General features: G+C 39.6%; 24 protein-coding genes. 3 read left to right on the top strand and 21 right to left on the bottom strand.

Going from position 1 to position 21,905, the window contains the following annotated elements:
- The first annotated feature begins 266 nt into the window (after positions 1 to 266).
- On the top strand, positions 267 to 1,493 hold the full coding sequence (locus H5115_RS09485) for an EAL and HDOD domain-containing protein (RefSeq protein WP_182754939.1): 1,227 nt from the start codon (positions 267 to 269) through the stop codon (positions 1,491 to 1,493).
- 148 nt (positions 1,494 to 1,641) lie between these two features.
- Here H5115_RS09485 and H5115_RS09480 read toward each other — a convergent pair whose 3' ends face one another.
- The 10 genes from H5115_RS09480 to ccmA are packed head-to-tail and all read right to left on the bottom strand — an operon-like array spanning position 1,642 to position 9,362.
- Positions 1,642 to 2,373, bottom strand: a complete 732-nt coding sequence (locus H5115_RS09480; protein ID WP_002959276.1) for a VacJ family lipoprotein — start codon at positions 2,371 to 2,373, stop codon at positions 1,642 to 1,644.
- 9 nt (positions 2,374 to 2,382) lie between these two features.
- Positions 2,383 to 3,636 carry a c-type cytochrome biogenesis protein CcmI gene (gene ccmI, locus H5115_RS09475; RefSeq protein WP_024595353.1) on the bottom strand — a complete coding sequence of 418 codons (1,254 nt, stop codon included), beginning with the start codon at positions 3,634 to 3,636 and terminating at the stop codon, positions 2,383 to 2,385.
- Positions 3,637 to 4,098 (bottom strand): cytochrome c-type biogenesis protein, encoded by a 462-nt coding sequence (locus tag H5115_RS09470; protein WP_002959280.1) that lies wholly within the window; start codon positions 4,096 to 4,098, stop codon positions 3,637 to 3,639.
- The gene (locus H5115_RS09465) at positions 4,098 to 4,667 is read right to left on the bottom strand and encodes a redoxin family protein (protein ID WP_138488719.1); all 570 of its coding nucleotides are present in this window, start codon (positions 4,665 to 4,667) and stop codon (positions 4,098 to 4,100) included. The genes H5115_RS09470 and H5115_RS09465 overlap by 1 nt, the downstream gene beginning before the upstream one ends.
- The gene (locus tag H5115_RS09460) at positions 4,664 to 6,634 is read right to left on the bottom strand and encodes a heme lyase CcmF/NrfE family subunit (protein ID WP_182754937.1); all 1,971 of its coding nucleotides are present in this window, start codon (positions 6,632 to 6,634) and stop codon (positions 4,664 to 4,666) included. Before H5115_RS09460 ends, H5115_RS09465 begins: the two co-directional genes overlap by 4 nt.
- A gap of 2 nt (positions 6,635 to 6,636) precedes the next feature.
- Complete coding sequence (gene ccmE, locus H5115_RS09455) at positions 6,637 to 7,116, bottom strand: cytochrome c maturation protein CcmE (RefSeq protein ID WP_002959283.1); 480 nt, start codon at positions 7,114 to 7,116, stop codon at positions 6,637 to 6,639.
- Positions 7,113 to 7,316: a heme exporter protein CcmD gene (gene ccmD, locus H5115_RS09450; protein WP_002959284.1), complete on the bottom strand. Its 204-nt coding sequence runs from the start codon at positions 7,314 to 7,316 to the stop codon at positions 7,113 to 7,115. Before ccmD ends, ccmE begins: the two co-directional genes overlap by 4 nt.
- Positions 7,317 to 7,318: 2 nt before the next feature.
- Positions 7,319 to 8,056 (bottom strand): heme ABC transporter permease, encoded by a 738-nt coding sequence (locus H5115_RS09445; RefSeq protein WP_007377928.1) that lies wholly within the window; start codon positions 8,054 to 8,056, stop codon positions 7,319 to 7,321.
- A complete protein-coding gene (gene ccmB, locus H5115_RS09440; protein ID WP_002959286.1) occupies positions 8,056 to 8,742 on the bottom strand; it encodes a heme exporter protein CcmB in 687 nt (228 codons plus the stop codon). Before ccmB ends, H5115_RS09445 begins: the two co-directional genes overlap by 1 nt.
- Positions 8,742 to 9,362 (bottom strand): cytochrome c biogenesis heme-transporting ATPase CcmA, encoded by a 621-nt coding sequence (gene ccmA / locus H5115_RS09435; RefSeq protein WP_152609331.1) that lies wholly within the window; start codon positions 9,360 to 9,362, stop codon positions 8,742 to 8,744. The genes ccmB and ccmA overlap by 1 nt, the downstream gene beginning before the upstream one ends.
- Before the next feature lie 103 nt (positions 9,363 to 9,465).
- On the opposite strand from ccmA, the gene H5115_RS09430 reads away from it, so the two are divergent.
- Complete coding sequence (locus tag H5115_RS09430; protein WP_182754935.1) at positions 9,466 to 11,919, top strand: flagellar hook-length control protein FliK; 2,454 nt, start codon at positions 9,466 to 9,468, stop codon at positions 11,917 to 11,919.
- A 2-nt stretch (positions 11,920 to 11,921) separates the two neighbouring features.
- Entirely contained in the window at positions 11,922 to 12,230 is a 309-nt protein-coding gene (locus H5115_RS09425; RefSeq protein ID WP_182754933.1) for an EscU/YscU/HrcU family type III secretion system export apparatus switch protein, read from the top strand.
- Between the two features lie 29 nt (positions 12,231 to 12,259).
- Here the strand turns inward: H5115_RS09425 and H5115_RS09420 are convergent, their stop codons facing one another.
- The 11 genes from H5115_RS09420 to H5115_RS09370 are packed head-to-tail and all read right to left on the bottom strand — an operon-like array spanning position 12,260 to position 21,879.
- Positions 12,260 to 12,661 (bottom strand): DUF2802 domain-containing protein, encoded by a 402-nt coding sequence (locus H5115_RS09420; protein ID WP_024595394.1) that lies wholly within the window; start codon positions 12,659 to 12,661, stop codon positions 12,260 to 12,262.
- A gap of 17 nt (positions 12,662 to 12,678) precedes the next feature.
- A complete protein-coding gene (locus tag H5115_RS09415) occupies positions 12,679 to 13,176 on the bottom strand; it encodes a chemotaxis protein CheW (protein ID WP_002959294.1) in 498 nt (165 codons plus the stop codon).
- A gap of 24 nt (positions 13,177 to 13,200) precedes the next feature.
- A complete protein-coding gene (locus tag H5115_RS09410; RefSeq protein ID WP_024595393.1) occupies positions 13,201 to 13,992 on the bottom strand; it encodes a chemotaxis protein CheW in 792 nt (263 codons plus the stop codon).
- Between the two features lie 3 nt (positions 13,993 to 13,995).
- Positions 13,996 to 14,766: a ParA family protein gene (locus tag H5115_RS09405; protein ID WP_002959298.1), complete on the bottom strand. Its 771-nt coding sequence runs from the start codon at positions 14,764 to 14,766 to the stop codon at positions 13,996 to 13,998.
- A 12-nt stretch (positions 14,767 to 14,778) separates the two neighbouring features.
- Complete coding sequence (locus H5115_RS09400; protein WP_024595392.1) at positions 14,779 to 15,738, bottom strand: flagellar motor protein MotB; 960 nt, start codon at positions 15,736 to 15,738, stop codon at positions 14,779 to 14,781.
- 1 nt (position 15,739) lies between these two features.
- Complete coding sequence (locus H5115_RS09395; protein WP_182675093.1) at positions 15,740 to 16,504, bottom strand: flagellar motor protein; 765 nt, start codon at positions 16,502 to 16,504, stop codon at positions 15,740 to 15,742.
- Complete coding sequence (locus tag H5115_RS09390) at positions 16,497 to 17,660, bottom strand: chemotaxis response regulator protein-glutamate methylesterase (protein WP_182672311.1); 1,164 nt, start codon at positions 17,658 to 17,660, stop codon at positions 16,497 to 16,499. Before H5115_RS09390 ends, H5115_RS09395 begins: the two co-directional genes overlap by 8 nt.
- 58 nt (positions 17,661 to 17,718) lie before the next feature.
- Positions 17,719 to 19,938 carry a chemotaxis protein CheA gene (locus tag H5115_RS09385; RefSeq protein ID WP_182754931.1) on the bottom strand — a complete coding sequence of 740 codons (2,220 nt, stop codon included), beginning with the start codon at positions 19,936 to 19,938 and terminating at the stop codon, positions 17,719 to 17,721.
- Positions 19,939 to 19,953: 15 nt separating this feature from the next.
- Positions 19,954 to 20,727 carry a protein phosphatase CheZ gene (locus H5115_RS09380; RefSeq protein ID WP_149602298.1) on the bottom strand — a complete coding sequence of 258 codons (774 nt, stop codon included), beginning with the start codon at positions 20,725 to 20,727 and terminating at the stop codon, positions 19,954 to 19,956.
- Positions 20,728 to 20,744: 17 nt separating this feature from the next.
- Positions 20,745 to 21,128 (bottom strand): chemotaxis response regulator CheY, encoded by a 384-nt coding sequence (gene cheY, locus H5115_RS09375; protein WP_004588308.1) that lies wholly within the window; start codon positions 21,126 to 21,128, stop codon positions 20,745 to 20,747.
- Between the two features lie 40 nt (positions 21,129 to 21,168).
- Positions 21,169 to 21,879 carry an RNA polymerase sigma factor FliA gene (locus H5115_RS09370; RefSeq protein ID WP_002959310.1) on the bottom strand — a complete coding sequence of 237 codons (711 nt, stop codon included), beginning with the start codon at positions 21,877 to 21,879 and terminating at the stop codon, positions 21,169 to 21,171.
- Positions 21,880 to 21,905: the final 26 nt, after the last annotated feature.

The raw sequence follows: 21,905 nt of genomic DNA, 5'->3' as shown, positions 1-21,905 counted from the left end.
TTAAGACACTATTGGGGTAAAAACCATTCTCGCTGACTATATCATGCTTGATAATAAAATCTCCAACTTGTTGCCCTCACCTGATACAAAAACACTCATGTTGAATGATTTTAAAGCGAATTGGTGAAATATAATAAATTAAATACTAGAAACACCTTAATTTTTAATGATAATTTATTAATCTAGCAAATATACGTAATGCTATTTTGAGTCTTTTGCCATATATTATTACAATACCCAATTACATTACTCTTACGGAACTGTTTATGTATTTTTACGCTGCACGCCAACCTATTTTAGACAGAGATAAAAAGCTCATCGGATATGAACTTTTATTTCGCGATGGCGTTGATAACGTATTTCCTGATATAGATGGTGACGAGGCAACTACACGACTAATTGAAGGTAGTCAGTTTAATTTCGGCTTAGAAGATTTAACCGACAATAAACCCGCCTATATAAATTTCACCCTAGAAACGCTATCAAAGGGCTACCCAACACTACTGGGCAAAGATACTGTAGTTGTAGAAATCCTTGAAACTGTGCAACCTGGGAAGCGATTATTAGCCATAGTGAAAGATCTAAAAGATAAAGGTTACACTATTGCTCTTGATGACTATATTCATCAGCCTGTTTGGCGCCACTTTTATCCATTTATTGATATTATTAAAATAGACTTTTTAGCATCTGATATAGATACAATAAAAACGGTTCTTAATGATTTAAAACTGCACTCGCATATTAAGTTACTTGCCGAAAAAGTAGAAACCTATGAAATTTACCAACAAGCCCTAGAGCTTGGTTTTGATTATTTCCAAGGATTTTTCTTCTCAAAACCTGAAATGGTACAAAGTAAGGCTCTACCGCCTTCAGAAATGGCATTAGCTGAATTACTTTACGAAACATCAAGCGTTGATATGGATCTTAAAAAAATCACTGATGTGTTTGAGCGTGATGTAAACCTATCTTACAAATTACTTAGGTATTCAAATTCTGCTGCCTTTGCAAGGCGTGCTGAAATAAGTACCATTAAGCAAGCCCTTATAGTGCTTGGTGCTAACGAAATTAAAAAACTATTATCATTATTATTTGCAGCGCAAGTATCAGCGGATAAACCTGTAGAGCTAATTAGGCTATCGCTTACGCGCGCTCGTTTTGGTGAGTTACTCGCTATATCCCATGGACAATTTAAAGATACCGGCATGGCATTTTTAACCGGTATGATGTCTCTTATGGATGCTATTTTAGATGAGAGAATGGAAAGCGTTATGAAAAAGCTTCCACTTTCGAATGACATAAAAGCAGCCTTATTAAACGATGAAGGCTTGCTGGCAAAATATTTAAACTTAGTTAAGTATTATGAACAAGCTAACTGGTCAGCCGCAAACGAATTAACGAAAGAGCTAAACCTAGGTGAAAAAGTTCCTGATGCCTATCATGAAGCACTCACTTGGGTTAATGAGCAAATGCAGTTAATAGTTAACGAAAAATAAGTAACCCGAACTCTGGTTAAGGTATTTACTAATATATTGAATCATAATGATACTTAAGTTTATTTTTCTCTAGCCAAAGTTCAGATTATATATAAACAGTCAATAAAAAACGCCAGCATTTAGCTGGCGTTTTTATCATTGGCTTCAATTATAAACTTTCTAAAAAGTCTTCATCAAAATCAGCTGGCTCTTCTTTTATAGGTGGGTTGCCATCGTACAGCTCATAAATTTGACGCTGGAAGTAAATATCTTTTACAAATAAGTACGGATCAAGTGAATCATTTAATAGCCCTTCTTGTGGGATTAATGATGCACGCGCCTCAACTGCTTTTAAAACAAATACTAAAATAGTTTGTGGAGTCGTTAGCGCAACTTCAGGTAATACAAAGTTATCGACTACATCACCGGTCAGGTTACGTGCTGTTGTTGGCCCCATACCTGGTAGCATTAAATAGGCGCCATCACCTACGCCCCATACACCCAATGTTTGCCCAAAGTCTTCATCGACTATTTCAAGACCTAGTGAGCTTGCAACATCAAAGATACCAAACAGACCGACAGTAGAGTTAACTAAAAAGCGTGCTAAGCTCACGCTTGCATTACCCGGTTTACCTTGCAAACCCGCATTGATCATATCTACAGGTGCGGTGATATTACCTGTAAAATTAACAATACCGTTTCTTACCGGTACAGGCGTTACTTCAACATAACCTACAGCAACTGGGCGCAATAAATAAGCATCCAGTACATCCATATTAAAGTCATATAATGGACGATTAATACTTTGCAGCGGATCTCTGTCATCTACTTTGCTTTGAGGTACTTGAGCACAGCCGGCTAGTATCAATAAACATAAAAAAGTAAAACTGTGTTTTAACATCTAACGTCCTTAAGGTATTAATGTATCAATTTGAAGTTGGTAGTCACTTACACTTTCACGCTTTAACGCCTGTGAATGACCTTCTAGCTCACCAGAGCTTGGCATAACAGAGTCATCGATAGAAATACGTGCCGAAATAATAATATTTTCTGCACTAGATAAGTTAAGCCCTGCAACCATTGCACTACTATCACTCAACTCAACTGTAATTGGAAATGAATATTTAGTCAGCTTAACAGCAGCCAATGGCATAGGTGAGCCAGTTGCAGCTTTTGCAAATATAAACAAAATACCGTCTTTTGGCTGTTTATCAATAAGCTCTTTTGCAATGTCGACTGTAACTGCAATAGCACCCGTTGTAGTAGTAACTGGCATAACTGAGCCTTCACTTTGCATTTGCTGCTCAATATCAGCAATACGTTCTGAGATCATGTTATAACGTGAATCATTTTTTTCCATGCTCGCCAATAAAACTTCAAATGCAGTTTTAGCTTGCGGCCAATCTTTACGCTCATACGCTATCAGCGCTAGTAACGAAATAGCATCTAAATTAGTAGGCTCAACGTTTAGCACTTTTGAAAGCATACCTGCCGCGCGAGTCATATTAGCTTCGCTACCTTCAAGTAATAAAACCTGACTGTAACTAATAAGAACCTGCATATTATCAGGGTTCATACGTAGTGCTTTATCAAATGACTGCTGCGCCATGTCAAATTCATTAAGCGACATAGCCACTCGACCAAGTAGCATCCAAGCAACTTCATCATCGCCAGAGCGGCTAAGTTTAGTACGAAGCGCCAATGCAAAAGCCTGCAGCTCATTTTGACTAAGCGGCTCACCTTTTTGCATTACAGCACGCTCGCCATAATCAGCTAAATTATCCATTGCATCATGCCAAGCCGAAATTTGCTGCTGACTGCCTGTAAAACTATAAAAAATCCCTGTAAGCGCAAGAACAAATGCACCGCCTGTTAAAGCAAAAATACGATTATTACCTTTGCTGTTAAGTGATTTCTCTGGTGATAGCTCGTTCAATAAGCGACGTTTTAATTCAACAATTGATTCTGCGTGATTTACGCTATCAATGCGTTGATTATCTAAATCAGTTTGCAAATCGACTAAACGCTGCTCATAAATACTAATTAATTCAGCATTGGCGTTATGAGTAATCGTTTGAACACGCTCTTTTTTTAAAAAAGGTATCATAACAAAGCTAAGAGCAACCAGTGTGAGTAAGGCAAAACACGCCCACATTAAAATCATTTAGCTTTGCTCCTGACGTTTATTTTGTTCAATTAGCTTCGCTAGCAGCATTTCATCGTCGCTGCTCCATGTTTGTTTTACTGATGCTTTTCGTTGGCGAATAACAATAAAACCAAAGCCAACAATTACAATTAACACAGGTAGTACCCACAGCACTAAAGTCGCTGGTGTAACAGGTGGGTCGTAATGAACAAAATAGCCAAAGCGGTCAATCATATAATCAATCACTTCGTCTTTGCTTTTACCTTCTTTAACCAATACGAGCACTTTATCGCGCAAGTCTTTAGCAACAACAGCGTCGGAGTCCGCAATGTTTTGATTTTGACACTTAGGGCAACGTAGTTCTTTGGTTAACTCTTCAAACAATATTGCTTGTTTGTTGTTATCAAATTGATAGCGATCTTGCTGTGCAAACGCACCCATGCTTACAAAAAGGCTAAGCGTAAGTAGTAACCACTTCATTATTTAAGCTCCTGCATAATTGGCGCAAATTTAGCTCGCCATACTCGCGGATTTATATCACCGGTGTGATGCAACAAAATAGTGCCTTTTTTATCGACTAAAAAAGTTTCTGGCGCACCCGACACGCCTAAATCCAACGACAAAGTACGGTGTAAATCTAAAATATTAAATTGGTAAGGGTCACCTGCACGTTGCAGCATATCAGTGACTTCGCTGCGAAGTGATTGCATATCAAACGGGCCATCAAAATCAGCGTCGTAACCTTGTACGTAATATAGTCCAATAATTTTAACGCCTTGTTCACGTAACTTAGTTAAATAACCAAGTTCGACTAAACATGTTGGGCACCACGTACCCCATACATTTAATAAGTAAACTTCACCTTTTAACGACTCGTTAGTCCACTGCTTATTGTCTTGCATTAAATCAGGTAAATTAAATGCTGGCATTTCTTGACCTAACCGCCCTGTTTGAATTTCACGAGGGTTGGCAAAAAGACCTTGGTATAAAAATACACACACAAAAGCAAACACTAAAAGCGGAGCAATAGCTAAAATTTTACGGTTCATAAAACACTCTCCGGAACATCTTTACGGGCTGTTTTAGCTGATGTACGGTAACGTTTATCAAACAAAATCATGAAACCTGCTAATGACATAAGCACGCCACCAATCCATATCCAGCGTACAAATGGTTTATGATAAATGCGAAGTGACCATGCATCACCACTTAATTGCTCACCTAATGCTAGGTATAAATCACGTTTAAAACCGGCATCTATTGCCGCCTCAGTCATAAACTGCATACCAATGTCATATTTACGTTTTTCGGCGTGTAAACGTGTTACTAGCTCATTATTTTTAAGCACAGATACAACGCCCGCATGACCGCTGTAGTTTGGCCCACGAATAGTTTTAACGCCATCAAAGCGATATTCATACTCATTAAGCTGTGCTGTTTCACCCGGTTTCATCGATACATCACGCTCTACTGAATAAGCCGAGGTAAGTGTTACGCCCGCAATAATAAATGCAATACCAATATGCCCAAGTACCATAGCCCAGTAACTTACAGTAAAGCGTTTTAAGCCTACTTTTAAGCTCCCGTGTACAGCTGCTTTGGTGTAAATATCAATCCCTGTTGATATTGCAATCCAAACCGCCAGTGTTGTCGCTAATAATGTAAGTGGTTTTACTAAATCGTAACTTGAGAACAACCAAGCACAGGTAATCACAACACTTGCTAATACCCCCATTAATATTTTGTTTTGCAAAAAAGCCCACTTGTTTTGCTTCCAACGTAAAAGTGGTCCAATACCCATCAAAATAGCAAACGGTACTAAAATGATTGCAAACATTTTATTAAAAAACGGTTCGCCAATAGAAATGCTACCTAAGCCCATTTCTTTATGAACCATTGGCAACAATGTACCTAACATAACAATTAATGTAGCAACCACTAAAAATATATTATTGAGCCATAACGCCACTTCGCGCGATACAAACTTATAACGCCCTTCGCTGTGTACCTGCGATACACGCATTGCATATAACGCCAAGCCACCACCAACAACAATGCCTAAAAAGGCGAGTATAAATAAGCCTCTATCAGGGTCTGTAGCAAACGCATGTACCGATACAATAATACCCGAGCGTACAATAAATGTACCTAGCAAGCTTAAAGAGAATGCTGCAATTGCGAGTAATACTGTCCATGATTTAAATATGCCGCGCTTTTCTGTCACACTTAATGAATGCAGTAATGCGGTTGCAACAAGCCAAGGCATAAGCGCTGCGTTTTCTACTGGATCCCAAAACCACCAGCCGCCCCAGCCTAATTCTGAATACGCCCACCAGCTACCAATAGTAAGACCTAGACCTAAGAACCCCCAGGCAGTCATCGTCCACGGGCGTGACCATTTAGCCCATGTGTTATCGAGTTTACCAGTTAACAATGCAGCTATAGCAAAGGAGAAAGCAACCGACAGCCCCACATAACCCATGTACAATAATGGTGGATGAATAATCATACCTGGATCTTGAAGCAGCGGATTCAAATCACGCCCTTCTACCGGAAAATAAGGAAGTAGGCGTTCAAACGGGCTTGAAAGCAGTAAGGTGTACATCATAAAACCTACACCTAAAAAACCAAGTACACCCAGTACGCGAGCACGTAATACCCAAGGTAATGATTTAGAACGCGCTGCTACAGCAGCAGTCCAACCCGCTTGCATTACTAACCATAATAAAATAGCACCTTCATGACCGCCCCACGTAGAGGTGATTTTATAGTACCAAGGCAGCGTACTACTTGAATGATACGCTACGTAAGATACGGTAAAGTCGTCTGTTAAACTTGCATAAATAAGTGCAGCAAAAGAGATTAGTACAAAAGCAAACTGGCCTATTGCTAAAGACGGAGCCGCACGCATTAATCGAAGATTACCGGTATGCGCGCCCCAAAGAGGAAAAATACACAGTAAGACGCTTAGCACCATGGCAAGCGTTAAAGAAAAATAACCAATTTCTGGGATCATAGCTAATTACCACTATCTAAGTTGTATTTTGGTTTTTCGTGCTTAATACCTTTAACTGCCTCTGCAACTTCTGCTGGCATATATTCTTCGTCATGCTTTGCAAGCACTTCAAATGCTTCAATAACATTAGGTTCGACTAATACGCCCTGCGCTACAATGCCTTGCCCCTCACGAAACAAGTCTGGCAATATGCCTTGATAACGCACAGTCACTAGTGGACCTGTATCTATTAGCTTAAAGCTTACTTGTAAGCTTTGTTCATTACGCTCGACCGTGCCTGGCACAACCATGCCGCCAATACGTAACTTTTGACCTATATGTGGCTTTTCTTTGTTAGGGCCTTTGCCATCAATTAATTCGCTTGGCGTATAAAAAAGATTAATATTTTCTTGCAGTGCATAAAGCACTAAACCAATTGACCCACCAATACCAAACAGTACGGCAATGATTACCAATAGGCGCTTTTTACGTCTTGGATTCATGAAATTTGTTCCTGCTTAGCTTTTTTAATTCGCGCTTCACGTATTATTTGTTGCTCCACTGAAGCCATAATACGTTTGGTGTCTCTCAAAGAGTTCACTAAAATACCGAGTAAAATAAGTGCGCATGTACCAAAAGAAAGCCAGACATAAAATCCATAACCTCCCATTGCAATAAAATCAGAAAAAGAGTCAAACTGCATAATTACCCCTTATTTAACAACGAGCGTACCCACGGTCGGTGCTTTTCTCGTTGCAAAATTTCATTTTTAAGACGAATTAAAGTCACTGTTCCAACAAAAGCAGCAAAGGCTAAAATATTAACCATAAGAGGCCAAAACATACTTGGATCTATCGCTTTTGTATCCAGCTTTGTAATGCTTGCACCTTGGTGTAACGTATTCCACCACTCAACAGAGTAATGAATAATAGGTAAATTAATTACGCCAACAATTGCTAAAATAGAAGCCGCACGCCCTGCTGACTTCTTATCTTCAAATGCATGGTAAAGCGAAAGCACGCCAAGATATAAAAATAATAAAATAAGCTCAGACGTTAAACGCGCATCCCATACCCACCAAGCACCCCACATAGGTTTGCCCCATGCAGCGCCAGTAATTAGCGCTATAGCAGTAATACATGCACCAACAGGCGCAATAGCAATAACAGCAAGCTCGGCATTTCGTAGTTGCCATACAAGTGCAACAACAGCTGCAATAGCCATTGATGAGTAAGCCCCCATAGATAAAATGGCAGAAGGCACATGAATAAAGATGATACGGTAGCTGTCTTTTTGTTGGTAATCGGCAGGTGCAAAACCAAGCCCCCATACCCATCCAACAATCATACTAACTACGGTAACTACGGCAAAATAAGGCAGTAACGTATTGCATAACTGGTATGCACGCTCTGCTTTAGCATAGGGATGTAACCACTTCCACATTAACTTACACTCACTTTTAAAGCTGACGATATGGCAATTGGTGCGCTAATAATAGCAATAAGTAACATTGCACCAAGGATGGCAAGCTGCCCACTATAATCCAGCGACATTGTACTGGTATCGATAGCCGACGTTGCAAAAATCAAAACAGGAATATACAAAGGCAGTACGAGTAAACTCATCAAAATACCCCCTTTTTGTAATCCCACAGTAAGCCCAGCGCCTATTGCGCCAATAAAGCTCAATAATGGTGTGCCTAATAATAATGTTAAAACAGTCGCTGTTAACGCCGTACTTTCTAGGTTTAACAACAACGCAAACAACGGGGTCATTAATACAAGCGGTAAACCTGTTACCACCCAATGAGCAGCCACTTTAGCAAGTACGGTTAGCGATAATGGATAAGAGGATGCAATTAACTGCTCCAACGAGCCATCGTTAAAATCATCCCTAAACAACTTATCTAAACCCAACATGGTAGAGAGTAATGCGGCAACCCAAATAATACCTGGCGCCATTCTCGCAAGTAGACCGGGCTCAGGCCCTATTGCTAACGGAAATAATGAAATTACAATTAAGAAGAATAAAATAGGATTTACAATTTCGGCGCGCTGGCGAAACGCAAGTTTTACATCTTTGGTAAATACCGCACTAAATAGCAACCAATAAGAGTGTTGACGAGTCATTAGTGGCGATACTCCAGTGTAACCGTTTGTAAGTTACTAAAGTGGGTCGTTAAGTCTTGGTGGGTCGTTAATAAAATGGCACCACCACTTTGTAAGTGTTCAGTAAATCGCTGCTGTAAAAAGGCGACACCGCTTTTATCAAGCGCGGTAAATGGCTCATCAAGTACCCATAATTTAGCATCACTTAACCAAAGCCTAACAAGCGCTACACGTCTTTGTTGTCCAGCAGATAACATTCTAACGGGTACGTCTTCAAGTCCAACAAGGCCAAGTTGCGCTAAAATAGGATATAAATCAGGCTCATTTATGTAGCCATTAATTTGTAACCAGTGGCGAACATTTTCAACTGCACTAAGCTGAGTACTTACACCTGTTTTATGCCCTATAAAAAGCAGCTCTCTGGCATACTCTTCATAGTACTTAGATATAGGTTGATCTTGGAACAAAACAGACCCTTCATCAGGCACAGAAAAGCCAGCAATAATACGCAATAGCGATGTTTTACCAGCCCCATTAGGACCCGCTAATTGCATGATTTGACCGCTATTAAGGCTAAAATTAAGATCCGCAAACAAACAACGATCTTGCTTGATGCAGGTGACGGACTTAATGTGTAACAAGATGACGATTCTCTCTGCCAAAAATTAGGCGTTAGTCTACCATAATGATAGGGTAATACGAATATTGCTTTATAATCGATTAACAAAAACTTGATTTAAAATAATGAATACACCAACGCAAATAACATTATCTAACTCATTGGTTATCAATCAATCTGCTCACAGCCAGACCAATGAGTTACCACAGTTACCTAGTGAGGTACTTGCGGCTAAAAACATCCAATTTTCGAAAGACTCGATTACGCTTGATGTATTTATTGATAAGCATTGGCAAACATTAAGGCTTGGCACTACAAGCGCACCACAAAACCTGCAAAAAATAGTCAGTGCTAACATACAAATCAGCCCTGATGGTAAGCAGCTCAACATATCGCCAAACAGTACAACCCTTACTTTAAATCAGCCGGTACAATTGCAGCGCTTGTTAAATTATGTAAGCACGGGCACTGAGGTACAAAGCCAACCAATGGATGTACAAGTTGCTGTATCCCCGTCTCCCAAGTTAGTTATTGATAAACTCAACGCAAGTATTGCCATAAATAAAGACGTAGCCCAGTTACTTACAACAGAACAGCCTTTAAAAGTAGTTGTTAGTACGACTAATAAAGGCGCGCAGATTAATATTATTAACCGCTTTGCTGATACGGTTCACTCGCAACCACTTAGCCAAACTAAACTTACTAATTTGCTCGCGGCCTTATTACCCAGTGCACAGCTTCAAGCAACACCAAAACTGGCTATTTTAACTCATCCTCAAAAGTCAGGTTCGTTTACAACACCTATTACCAATCAACAACTTGCCGAACTACCTAATACACCTATTAAAGTAAATTTAGTAAACCAGGCAGATAAATTATTTATTAAAACCGATACAAACAATATAAAAGTAACGCTTAACAACTCATTCTCAAAACCATTTAACGAGTTACTTTTGGCGCAAAAAAGCAATGCACCTGAAGTAGCCGTTTCTGCGAGTAATATTAAAGTAAATCCATTATTGACCCTAAATAGCCCAATAAAATCGTGGCTACAAAATAGTTTTAGTGATTTAAAAACGCGAATTAATGATGCGGTTAAATATTTTGAAAATAAGCCTTTTGCTGCAATAAGTAAATCTGAGTTAACGCAGCTATCAACTTCGCCCACGCAACAAAAAACGTCTTTAGCTATACAACTGAGTGAATCACCGCTAAATAGAGTTAACATTACTCAAAGTGTAAGTACTGCGTTAAATAACAATACGAGCAATATTTTGCCAGAGCATTTTTCAAGGCTCCCGCCTATTGTACAATTAACGCAACTAGTAAAAGGAAGTGTTAGTGTTTGGCAAACACCTACAAACACAGCAGCAACGTACACGCCAATAACAAATAATTCTACTCCAGGTGAAGTGGCGAGCGCTATGCCAAGTGATTTAAAAGCAAGCCAACCAAAACCCCTTATTACTAGTGAAAGCAGTAAATCGAACACTTTGCTTAACCCTACCAATGAAGTAGCCACTAAGGGACTTACCACCTCCTCAGCACAGCTTGCAATAAACGATAACAATCAAAACAACACAAGCACAGTGAACACTAAAAGCATTACCTTGTTAACTGAGCCGTTATCTAATGCGCCCTCTCGTAGTCAAATGCTACAACCAATAGAAGCAAAACTATTAAGTACATTATTAAAGCTTCCTGATGCCACAACCCCTACAGATAGGCTGGCTTACAATAAACAACTTTTAAGCAGTCAAATTACTGATATTACAAATAAGGCAACAAAAGACACCCCTGATTTAACTCGCTTAATTAATCAAGCATTTAACCGTATGGTTTCAAGTAATAACATAAACCCTGCAACCATACAGCGTGAGATACTTGCAACTTTACAGCCCACTCAACTAGCGGGTGATATGCTGCAAAGTAGTTTCACTAAAGGGCTTGAACAGGTGGCTGTGAGTATTTTAGCAGCCCCTATAATTAGCCAATCAGTAACGCCTATCAGTTTTAATAATCAAACTGGCTTAGATGCTCTCTTACAAGTACTTATACCTACTTTTAAAATGGGTAACACGGGAGCAAAAATGCTTGAACAGCTTCAACAAGCTCAAGTACAAGCTTTGGCCAGCGAAATCGTACACGTTAAAAACACACTTACCCAAGTAAGTGTCTCAACACCAAATCAACAGCCAGACACAAACCCGCTTGCACAATTTTTATTACCGATGAGATTACCTCCAGAAGCAGCCCAAACAGAAATAACACTTGGACAGTATAAAAAGCCAAGCGCCGGTAAATTAGAAGATAAAAATGTATGGTTTGTCAGATTAAACTTTGATTATGCCCAACTTGGGCAGCTACAAATTACTGCAGAGTTAATGGATAAAGCACTCGATTGCCAGCTATTAGCCTCGAGCCAAGAAGTAAGTGCAATTGCTCACCCTCACTTAGATAATTTAAGATCAAAACTAGCTAAACATGGCTTACAAGTTGGCGAGCTCAATTTAAGGCGAGGCGATGCCAACAATCAGGCATTCTATAAATCTCACGCAATTATTAATATTAAGGTTTAGCTATGAGTGGAACACCGATTAATAAGTCAGCCATTGGGCTTTTGTACGAAGCTGGTAACACACCCACTGTAAGTGTTAAGGGGTTTGGTGAATTAGCTGATGAAATAATAGCAGCGGCTAAACTAAAAGGAATTATGATCCACGAAGATGCAGCACTTGCTAAAACGTTGTCGCATTTAGAGTTAGGAGAAGAAATTCCTAAAGAACTTTATTATGTTATTGCAGAGCTTATTGCGTTTTCGTATGTATTAAGAGGTCAATTTCCGCCAGGTTGGCAGGATTTTCAAGGTAAATTAAATATTAAGGCTTGAGCCAATTTATCCGCACATAAAAAAAGGCGCTAAGCACCTTTTTGTTTATGTAATGAAAATAGTAATTCGGCTTCTGCTCGTGGTAGTTCGCACTCGCGTATTACTTCATCAAGGTCTGCACCTAACTCAACCATTTTTACTGCACGGGAGTAAATTTTAGCATCAGGGTCATCGTATTTTTGCGCCGCTTGCTGTTGCATTAAATCTTGGTTTTGTTGTTCGACTTCAAGCACTCGCTTACCAATACTTAAGAGCCCGGTTCTAATCTCCGAAATTTCACTGCGCAAAATATGAGTCTGCTCAGAGCTATCTTTAAGCTGCTGCGATACAGCATTAATTTCATTCGCGTGTTTATTTTTTAATGCAATAATTAACGCCAGCGATATAAGTCCTACCGCTAACGCTGATATAGCTATACTAAGTAACACCATAATTTATTTGGTAAAGCTTATATATCGCTTAACTCATCCCATTCGTCATCACTGAGTAACTTATTTAAATCAACCAAAATCAGTAATTCATTATCGCGGTTACAAACACCTTGAATAAACTTAGCGCTTTCTTCAGTACCAACATTTGGCGCACTGTCGATTTCAGAGCTGCGCAAGTAAACCACTTCCGATACGCTGTCGGCTAAAATACCAATAACTTGCTCTTCTGCTTCAATAATTAAGATGCGAGAGTTGTCAGTTGCATCAGCAGCTAGCAAACCAAAACGTGCGCGAGTATCAATAACGGTAACAACGTTGCCGCGTAAGTTAATAATACCAATCACATATGAAGGTGCACCTGGTACAGGAGCTATCTCTGTATAACGAAGTATTTCTTGTACTTGCATTACATTTACGCCGTAGGTTTCTTCCTCTAGCTTAAACGTAACCCACTGTAAAATTTCATCGTTATTATCTGCGTTTTTATTTGCTGACAGTAATTTATCTTGATTCATGCTATTACCCCGTAATGGTCATTACTACTGACGGCTATCTAAGCCTTTCTCTAATAATATATTTAAATTATCTACGTCTATCAAAGCACACATTTTTTCTTTTATAACGCCAGCAAGCCATGGGCGCTTGCTTTTATTTGTACGCCATTTTACATCTTCTTTACTCAATGTAATGTTATTTATCAACTTTTCAGCTAATAAACCCCACTGGCTATCACCTAGTGTAATCAAATATTGATAATCTAAAGATGCCTCTAATTTATCATCATATTTTTCTGGCATAACCCAACGCGCAGTATCAACAACATTAAGCTTTTCTTCTCTGTTGAGCATAACGCCTTTAAACCATTTCGGCTTACCAAACAAATGATTTACTTCACCTAATTGATGTATTCCACCAAGTGCTTTTAATGGCACAGCCAAGGTCAAGCCAGCAACTTCAAAAAACAATGCCTGAAATTCACCATCAAAATAGTCTGATTGGCTAGTAGTTACAATCTCCAGCTCTGGCTTTTCTATAGTAGTAATTGCAGGTGCTATTACTTCCTCGTCAACCACTTCATTAACTTTTTCAGTTTCAAACGCTGGCTCAGCTATTGGCTCAATTTCAACATTGAGCAAGTCATTATCAAATGTACTCTCTGCTGCTTTTAATTGTTCTTTAGGTTTTGAATGAATATGCTGTTGTGAATCATCTGGGATTTGCTCAAGTAATTTTGCAACTGGCTCAAGGTTATCTACAGGCTCATCTTCACATAACAAAGCCCCGAGGTATTGTTTCATTACTTTTTCATTAGCAAACAATTGCTTACTCATTCATTAACCTTGTTCAATTAAATATTCTAGCAGTGCTTTATATGCGTATACACCGCGCGAGCGAGGACAATACTCTACAGGTACTTTTTGTGCAAAGCTTGCATCTCTAAATTTGGTATCCACCGGTATCACACCTGGCCAAACTTTATCACCATATGTACTTTGCAATGTTTTGTATGCTTCTAACGATGCTTTGGTACGTTTGTCGTACATGGTAGGAATTATAGTATATTGATAATCTTTTGCTTGAGAGGATTGCATCAAATCCATAGTACGCATCATTCTATCAAGCCCTTTGAGTGCTAAAAACTCCGTTTGCACTGGCACTAAAATTCGCTCACTTGCTGCAAGCGCATTGACCATTAACACCCCTAAAACTGGAGGGCAATCTAAAATGGCATAATCGTAATGTTCGCTAATTTTTGCAAGCGCTTTTTTTAGTATTAACCCCATCCCTGTTTTATTACCCATACTTCGATCAAGTGTAGCTATTGCCATAGTCGCAGGTAAAATATCCAGGTTTTGAAGTGTTGATGGACACAAAGCTTGGAGTATCTCTTCACTTTGCATACTTGTACCACGGGCAAAAATATCGTACACACTGACTTCTAAATCCTCTGAGTCAATGCCAAAGTAATAAGTGAGTGACGCATGAGGGTCTGTATCTATAAGCAACACACGTTTACCTTGTAATGCCAAAATACCGGCAAGGCTCACTGCGGTTGTTGTTTTACCAACCCCTCCTTTTTGATTAGCGACAGTCCAAATCTTCACATTACATCCTAATTACTGTTCATTGCGCGTTGTTATGCGAATACCACCATGAGGCAAACGAATTATTTTTATTGTATCGTCATCTGAAGGAAGTTCAATTTCAGGTTCAATCACTGCAGGCTCATCAGCTTGCCCGTCACTTTTAACCTCTTGTTTTGGCGGTAATCCATACTTAGAAAGTGCGATAACAACTTTACGATTTTCTGCGCGCCCTTGTTCTGTATCGTTACTTGCAAAAGGTGAATATTGGCCATAACCTTCTATCGCCATTCTAGCTGAATTAATGCCTAATGCTTCCAGCTCTACTAAAATTGACGTGGCTCTAGCTACCGACAGTTCCCAATTTGAGCGAAATATTTCATTGCGAATACTTTCATCATCAGTATAACCTCGTACTCTTACATAGTTATCTACTGGTGCAATAATATCTTTAACAATCTTGACGACCTGTTTTGCTCGAGAGTGTGCAACTGAACTACCACTTGAAAATAACATACCTGAGCTTAGCTCTATAATCAGCCAATCTTGGTTAAGCTCTAAACTGGCTTCTCCATCACGGATTTCATCAATAAGCGCTGACTGTAATTTAATTAATAAACTATCAAGAGGTTTGCCTAAATACTTTTGCTGGATGTTGCTTGTATCACTTTGGCCGTCGAGTAGCTCAGGACCTTGCTCTTCTTTTAATATACTTTCGCCATAAAGAACTTCTTGTTCAGGTGTCACTCTATCTGTCAATATTCCATTACCGTTGACACCTTCACCTTGCTGGGAGTATTGGCGAGCTGACTTATCAAAAACCTGTTCAAGGGAATCTGACAATATTTGGAATTGTTCTTCTTTATTAATCGCTATCGCATACAGAACCACAAAAAAAGCAAACATAATAGTCATGTAATCGGCATACGATACAAGCCAACGTTCGGTATGTTGACTTTTAGCAGCAGAGTGACGAAGTCGTCGGCGTAACATGTTATTCGTCCACTAAATTAGGGCGCTCTACACGATAGGCTTCAAGCTTTAATTCTATATTTACTGGGCTTTCACCTATGCTTATTGCAATAACGCCTTCAGCAAGCATTTCATGGTAAAGCATTTTTTGCTCTACACGCTGTTTTAACTTATTTGCCATAGGTAAAAACAATAAATTAGCTAAACCAACACCATAAATGGTCGCAATAAATGCCGTTGCAACGCCGGCGCCAAGCATTTGTGGATCGGTAATAAACGACATTGCCTGTATTAAGCCAAGCACCGCACCTAAAATACCAATGGTAGGGCTGTAACCCCCCATTGCTTCATAAACACGCGCGGCTTCAAGCAAACGATCGCGCTCTAGCAGTAAATCAATTTCAAGCGTGTCACGTAGTTTTTGCTCTGAGCAGCCATCGACAAGTAAGCTTAAACCTTTTGCTGCATACGCATCTGGGTGAGCTAAGGCTTCATTCTCAAGCGCTAAGTAACCTTCTTGACGTGCTTTATGAGACCATCGTTTAACTTGCTCTATTGCGTCTTCAATATCGTATTGTGGTGCAAAAAAAACCCACGAGCTCATATTTAGCATCTTTTTGAATGTGCTAGCAGAGGTTTGCAACATAACAGCGCCAAGCGTGCCACCTAGTACAATAATAAGCGCAGGGCCATTAAATAAAGCTGAAACAACACCGCCTTCTAAAGAATAACCTAGACCTATTGCACTAAGTGCTACCAATAGTCCAAATATTGAGAGTTTATCCACAACCTACCTCTCTCATTATACGCGCTGCAACATCGCTCAATGCTAAGCTTTCACTTGAAAGCCCCGCATTAGCAATTGCTTGGGGCATTCCATAAACGACACAGCTTTTCTCATCCTGTGCCCAAATAGTTGCCCCCGTTTGTTTTAACATTCTTGCACCATCACGACCATCAGCGCCCATACCTGTTAAAACAATAGCAAGTACATCACCTTGGTACGTTTTAGCTGCACTAGCAAACGTTACATCTACGCTTGGTTTATAACTTATTCTCTCGCTATGATCTTCAAATACGCGCAGCGTTCTATTTGCTCCACGCCCCTCTACCATCATCTGCTGCCCGCCAGGCGCTAAATAAGCAGTTCCTGGTTGTAAGCGATCGCCTTGTTGTGCTTCTTTCACTTTTATTTGGCACAAACCGTTTAAGCGCGCTGCAAACGCAGGTGTAAATGCAGCGGGCATGTGCTGAATCAGTAAAATAGGGTGAGGAAAATTAGCAGGCAATTGAGTCAATATAGTTTGCAGAGCAACAGGACCACCTGTAGAAGTACCAATAGCTAAAAGTTGATATTGTTTTCCACTTGCTCGCATTGAGGCAACATTTGAACTTGTCGATGCAGCAGGCGCAGCTCTTTGAAAGCTTCTATCAGGCTGCTTGATTTGAGTTGTTGACGTGCTTGCTCTTTGCGAAAGTGAACTTGTTGGTTTAGTTGAAATGACTGGTTTAGCTGGTGTTGCCGCTCTAAATGTTCGCGGTAAACGTCTTCGCCCTATATCTTTTACTTTACTTTGCAAAAGCTTAATTGCATCTTCATTATTGCGCGCAATATCTTCAAATTTTTTCGGTAAAAAATCCATTGCGCCAGCATCTAACGCATCAAACGTTGCTGTTGCACCATCACGTGTAAGTGATGAAAACATTAAGATAGGAGTTGGGTTACTCGCCATTATCTCTTTAACTGCGCTAATACCATCAAGCACAGGCATTTCGACATCCATGGTGATCATGTCAGGACGCAATTGAGCTGCTTTCTCAACAGCCTCTCTGCCATTAACAGCAAAGCCTATAACTTGTATATCGCTATCTTGCTCAAGGATTTCGCTTACTCTACGGCGAAAAAAGCTTGAATCATCAACAACTAAAACTTTAACGGCCATTTAGCTCTCTTATTAAATTTATGCGTAGGTATATATTAAATATATACCTACTTTATTATTAGCCTGCGTAATGTTTTAACATGTTTGGAACGTCTAAAATCAGTGCAATGCCGCCATCCGAAGTTATTGTAGCGCCTGCCATACCTGGCGTTCCTTGAAGTAACGCATCAAGCGGCTTAATCACTACTTCTTCTTGGCCAATTAATGAATCAACAACAAAACCAATTTGTTGCGTACCAATTTGTACAATAACGACGTGACCTTTAGATTTTCGCTGAGAACGATCTGAGCCTTTTACTAACCAATGCTCAAGGTAAAATAACGGTATCGCCTTTTTACGCACAATAATTGTTAATTGCCCATCAACTACATTCGTCTTCGTTAAATCCAAATTGAATATCTCACTAACACCAGCCAGTGGTAACGCAAATGTTTGTGCGCCAACAATGACCATTAATGTCGGTAATATAGCCAAGGTAAGTGGTACTTTTATTTCTAAAATAGTACCGACACCAAGTTCAGACTGAATGCTTACTGAGCCATTAAGTTGCGTGATCTTAGTTTTAACTACGTCCATCCCTACACCACGGCCTGAAATATCAGATATTTCTTCTTTTGTAGAAAAGCCAGGTGCAAAAATCAGGTTATATGCTTCGGTGTCAGAAAGTCGACTCGCCTGGTCATGATCGAGTACGCCTTTACTAATTGCAATTTTTTTCAGTTTTTCAGCATCCATACCTGCACCATCATCTTTGATGGTTAGCAAAATATGGTCGCCCTCTTGAGACGCTGATAAAGTAACATTACCTGTTCTAGACTTACCTGCAGCTTCACGGACAGCGGGCATTTCAATACCATGGTCAACTGAGTTTCTAACTAAATGCACAAGCGGATCGGCAAGTGCTTCAACTAAGTTTTTATCTAGATCGGTTTCTTCACCAATAAGCTTTAAATCAATATCTTTATTTAAGCTACGTGCTAAGTCGCGTACAACGCGAGGGAAGCGACCAAATACTTTCTTAATTGGTTGCATTCGCGTTTGCATAACCGCACCTTGAATATCCGCAGTCACTACATCTAAGTTAGAGATTGCTTTACCCATCGCTTCACTGTCTGAGTTAGTCGCTAAACTAACCAAACGATTTCGTACAAGAACTAACTCACCAACCATATTCATAATCTGATCGAGTCGTTTTGTATCTACGCGAACGGTGGTTTCTGCAGCTGGTGGCGCTGATTTTTTTGGAGCTGCTGCTGGTGGTGCTTTAGCTGCTGGCTTCTCTGGCGCTTTTTCAACTGGTTTTGGAGTAGGAGCTTTAGCTGGCGCAGCTTTTTTTACTGGTTCACTCACTTGTTTAGCTGGCGGTGAAACAGGTTCAGGTTGTTTTGCAGCTGGCGCACTTTCTATCGATTTAGGAGCAGTGCCTTTACCATGAAGTTCATCAAGAAGCGCTTCAAATTCGTCATCACTAATTTCATCATCTGATGAATTAACTGTATTTGCCGCTGGTGTAGCTGGTTCTACAGGTGTTTTATTGGCATCATTTTGTTCAGGTTTGCTCGTAACTTCACCAAAACTGCCAACACCATGTAACTCGTCTAATAAGCTGTCAAATTCATCATCAGTAATATCACCACTAAAATCACTACTACTTGCTACTGGTTTTTCAACTGCAGGACCTTGTCCTTTACCGTGTAGCTCATCAAGTAAGCTTTCAAATTCGTCTTCAGTGATTTCATCTATTTCAGCATCGCTAATCGAAGGCGCTCCGCTAAATAGTTCATCAAATGCAAACGGATCTTCATCATCAGCTACCGGTGTATCCACCACTTCATTATGAGGTTGTTCAACCTCTGTTTGTGAAGAGGCTTCAGTGGCTTTGGCTTCTGTTGGAGGTAGACCTAAGATATGAAGAGTATGAAGTAATTCAGGATCTGCAGGTTCAGGCTTGTCTCTGTTTTGGATAGTCGCAAACATCTCATTAATGGTGTCTAGTGCTTGTAAAATAACATCCATTAACTCTGAGTTGACTGTTCGCACGCCTTGACGTAGTAAATCAAATACGTTTTCAGCACCGTGACAAGCATCAACAAGTTCTGTCATAGCTAAAAAGCCTGCACCACCTTTTACAGTGTGAAAACCTCTAAATATAGCGTTTAGTAACTCGGTATCTTCTGGATTATTTTCCAGCTCAACTAACTGTTCAGATAAAAGCTCTAGGATTTCTCCAGCCTCTACAAGAAAGTCTTGTAAAATATCTTCATCGACTTCAAACATGCAGTTACTCTCCTCTTAGAAGCCCAAACTTGATAAAAGATCATCAACTTCATCTTGATCAGATACAACATCATTACGCGATTCTTTATCAATAATAGGGCCTTCAGGACCTGCTAAAGTTTGTGTGGCAACTGGTTCTTTTATTTTTTGTTGTTCTACTTTATTCGCGGTGCTGTTAGTGTCGTCTTGTTCAGCAAACGCAGTTAAAAGATGCAGTAAACTTTCTTCTACTTCCCTAACAAGTTCAATAACACGGCGAATAACTTGACCTGTTAAGTCTTGATAGTCTTGAGCCATTAGTACATTTGTCATTAAGCTTTGAAGCTCATCAGTCTTATGATGAGAGTTGTTCATAAACTTATCGATGCTATGGCAAAGTTGCTTAAACTCACCAAGCTCAATCTCGCGGCTCATTAAACGATCCCATGTAGGTTTGATATGAGATATTTCGTCCGCTAACTGTTGGGCTATAGGAAGACTCGCTTCCACTGCATCCATTGTTTTATTAGCCGCATTTTCTGTCATTTCTATAACATAATTAAGCCGCTTTTTAGCATCTGGAATCGCATCTGTCGTTATATCAGTTAAGCGAGTATCAAGCTCAAAACTTTTAAGGGCTTCGTGCAGTTGACGAGTCAACTTTCCAACTTCAGCAAATAATTCAGATTGCTCTTTAGAAGCAGCCTCTAAAATCAACTGATTTGCTTTGTCTTGCTCATCATTTTCTAAAAAAACAACGAGCTGACGAGCTTGTTCTAACGTTATTTGAGGCGCAGCTGGTGCTGGCATAAGCCTCTCCCCCATCATTAGCCTAAGCGTTCAAATACTTTTTCTAATTTAGTTTTTAATGTTCCAGCCGTAAATGGCTTAACAATATAACCATTCACGCCAGCTTGCGCCGCAGCTATTATTTGTTCTTTTTTAGCTTCTGCCGTTACCATTAATACAGGGATATGTTTTAACTTCTCGTCCGCACGTATTGCTCTTAAAAGATCAATACCCTGCATTCCAGGCATATTCCAATCCGTAACTACAAAATCAAACACTTGATTTTGCAACATAGGCAAAGCTGTAGACCCATCATCAGCTTCTTGAACGTTAGTGAAACCTAAGTCACGTAACAGGTTTTTTATAATGCGTCTCATCGTTGAAAAATCATCAACTACAAGAATTTTCATGTTTTTATCCAAAACATCCCCCAGTGAGGTATTAACCTTTGTTTACTTACTACTAATTTATCCAGTCATTGATTTTAGCTTTAAGCTTAATCATCGCCTGACCATGTATCTGACTTACACGCGATTCACTTACATCGAGTATATGTCCTATTTCTTTTAAATTCATTTCATCGTTGTAGTACAAAGAAAGCACCATTGCATCACGCTCTGGTAATGACTTAATTGCACTTAGCAAAGACTCATTAAACCTATCATTTTTAACATTATTAAAAGGTTTATCTTGTGCTAAATCTTGGCCTACAGGAGTAATAACATCCTCATCTACACCAAGGTCTTCAATGCCTAATATTTTACTCGTATTCGCATCATTTAAAATATGATGGTACTCATTGAGCGAAATTTCAAGTTTTTCAGCAACTTCTATGTCCGTTGGTTCGCGGTTCAGACTACTTTCGAGCTCAGTAATTGCTTCTGCAACTTGCCTGTTTTTACGGTGAACTGAACGAGGAGCCCAATCACCACGGCGCATTTCATCAAGCATAGCACCGCGAATACGAATACCTGCAAAAGTTTCAAAGCTTGCGCCTTTTGTTGCATCAAAGTTTTTCGAAGCTTCTATTAAGCCTATCATTCCTGATTGAATTAAATCATCAAGTTGAACGCTAGGTGGTAATCGAGCAATTAGATGACATGCCACTTTTTTAACAAGTGATGCATGCTTCTCAACAATCACATTTAAATTTTGTGTTGATTGATATCCCATAGCTCTATTCACCAGTGTTGTCATAA

This window comes from Pseudoalteromonas sp. SR44-2 (assembly GCF_014163745.1).
GTDB lineage: Bacteria > Pseudomonadota > Gammaproteobacteria > Enterobacterales > Alteromonadaceae > Pseudoalteromonas > Pseudoalteromonas distincta.
The sequence above is the reverse complement of the archived record's forward strand: the minus strand, read 5'-3'. Positions and strand labels throughout refer to the sequence as shown.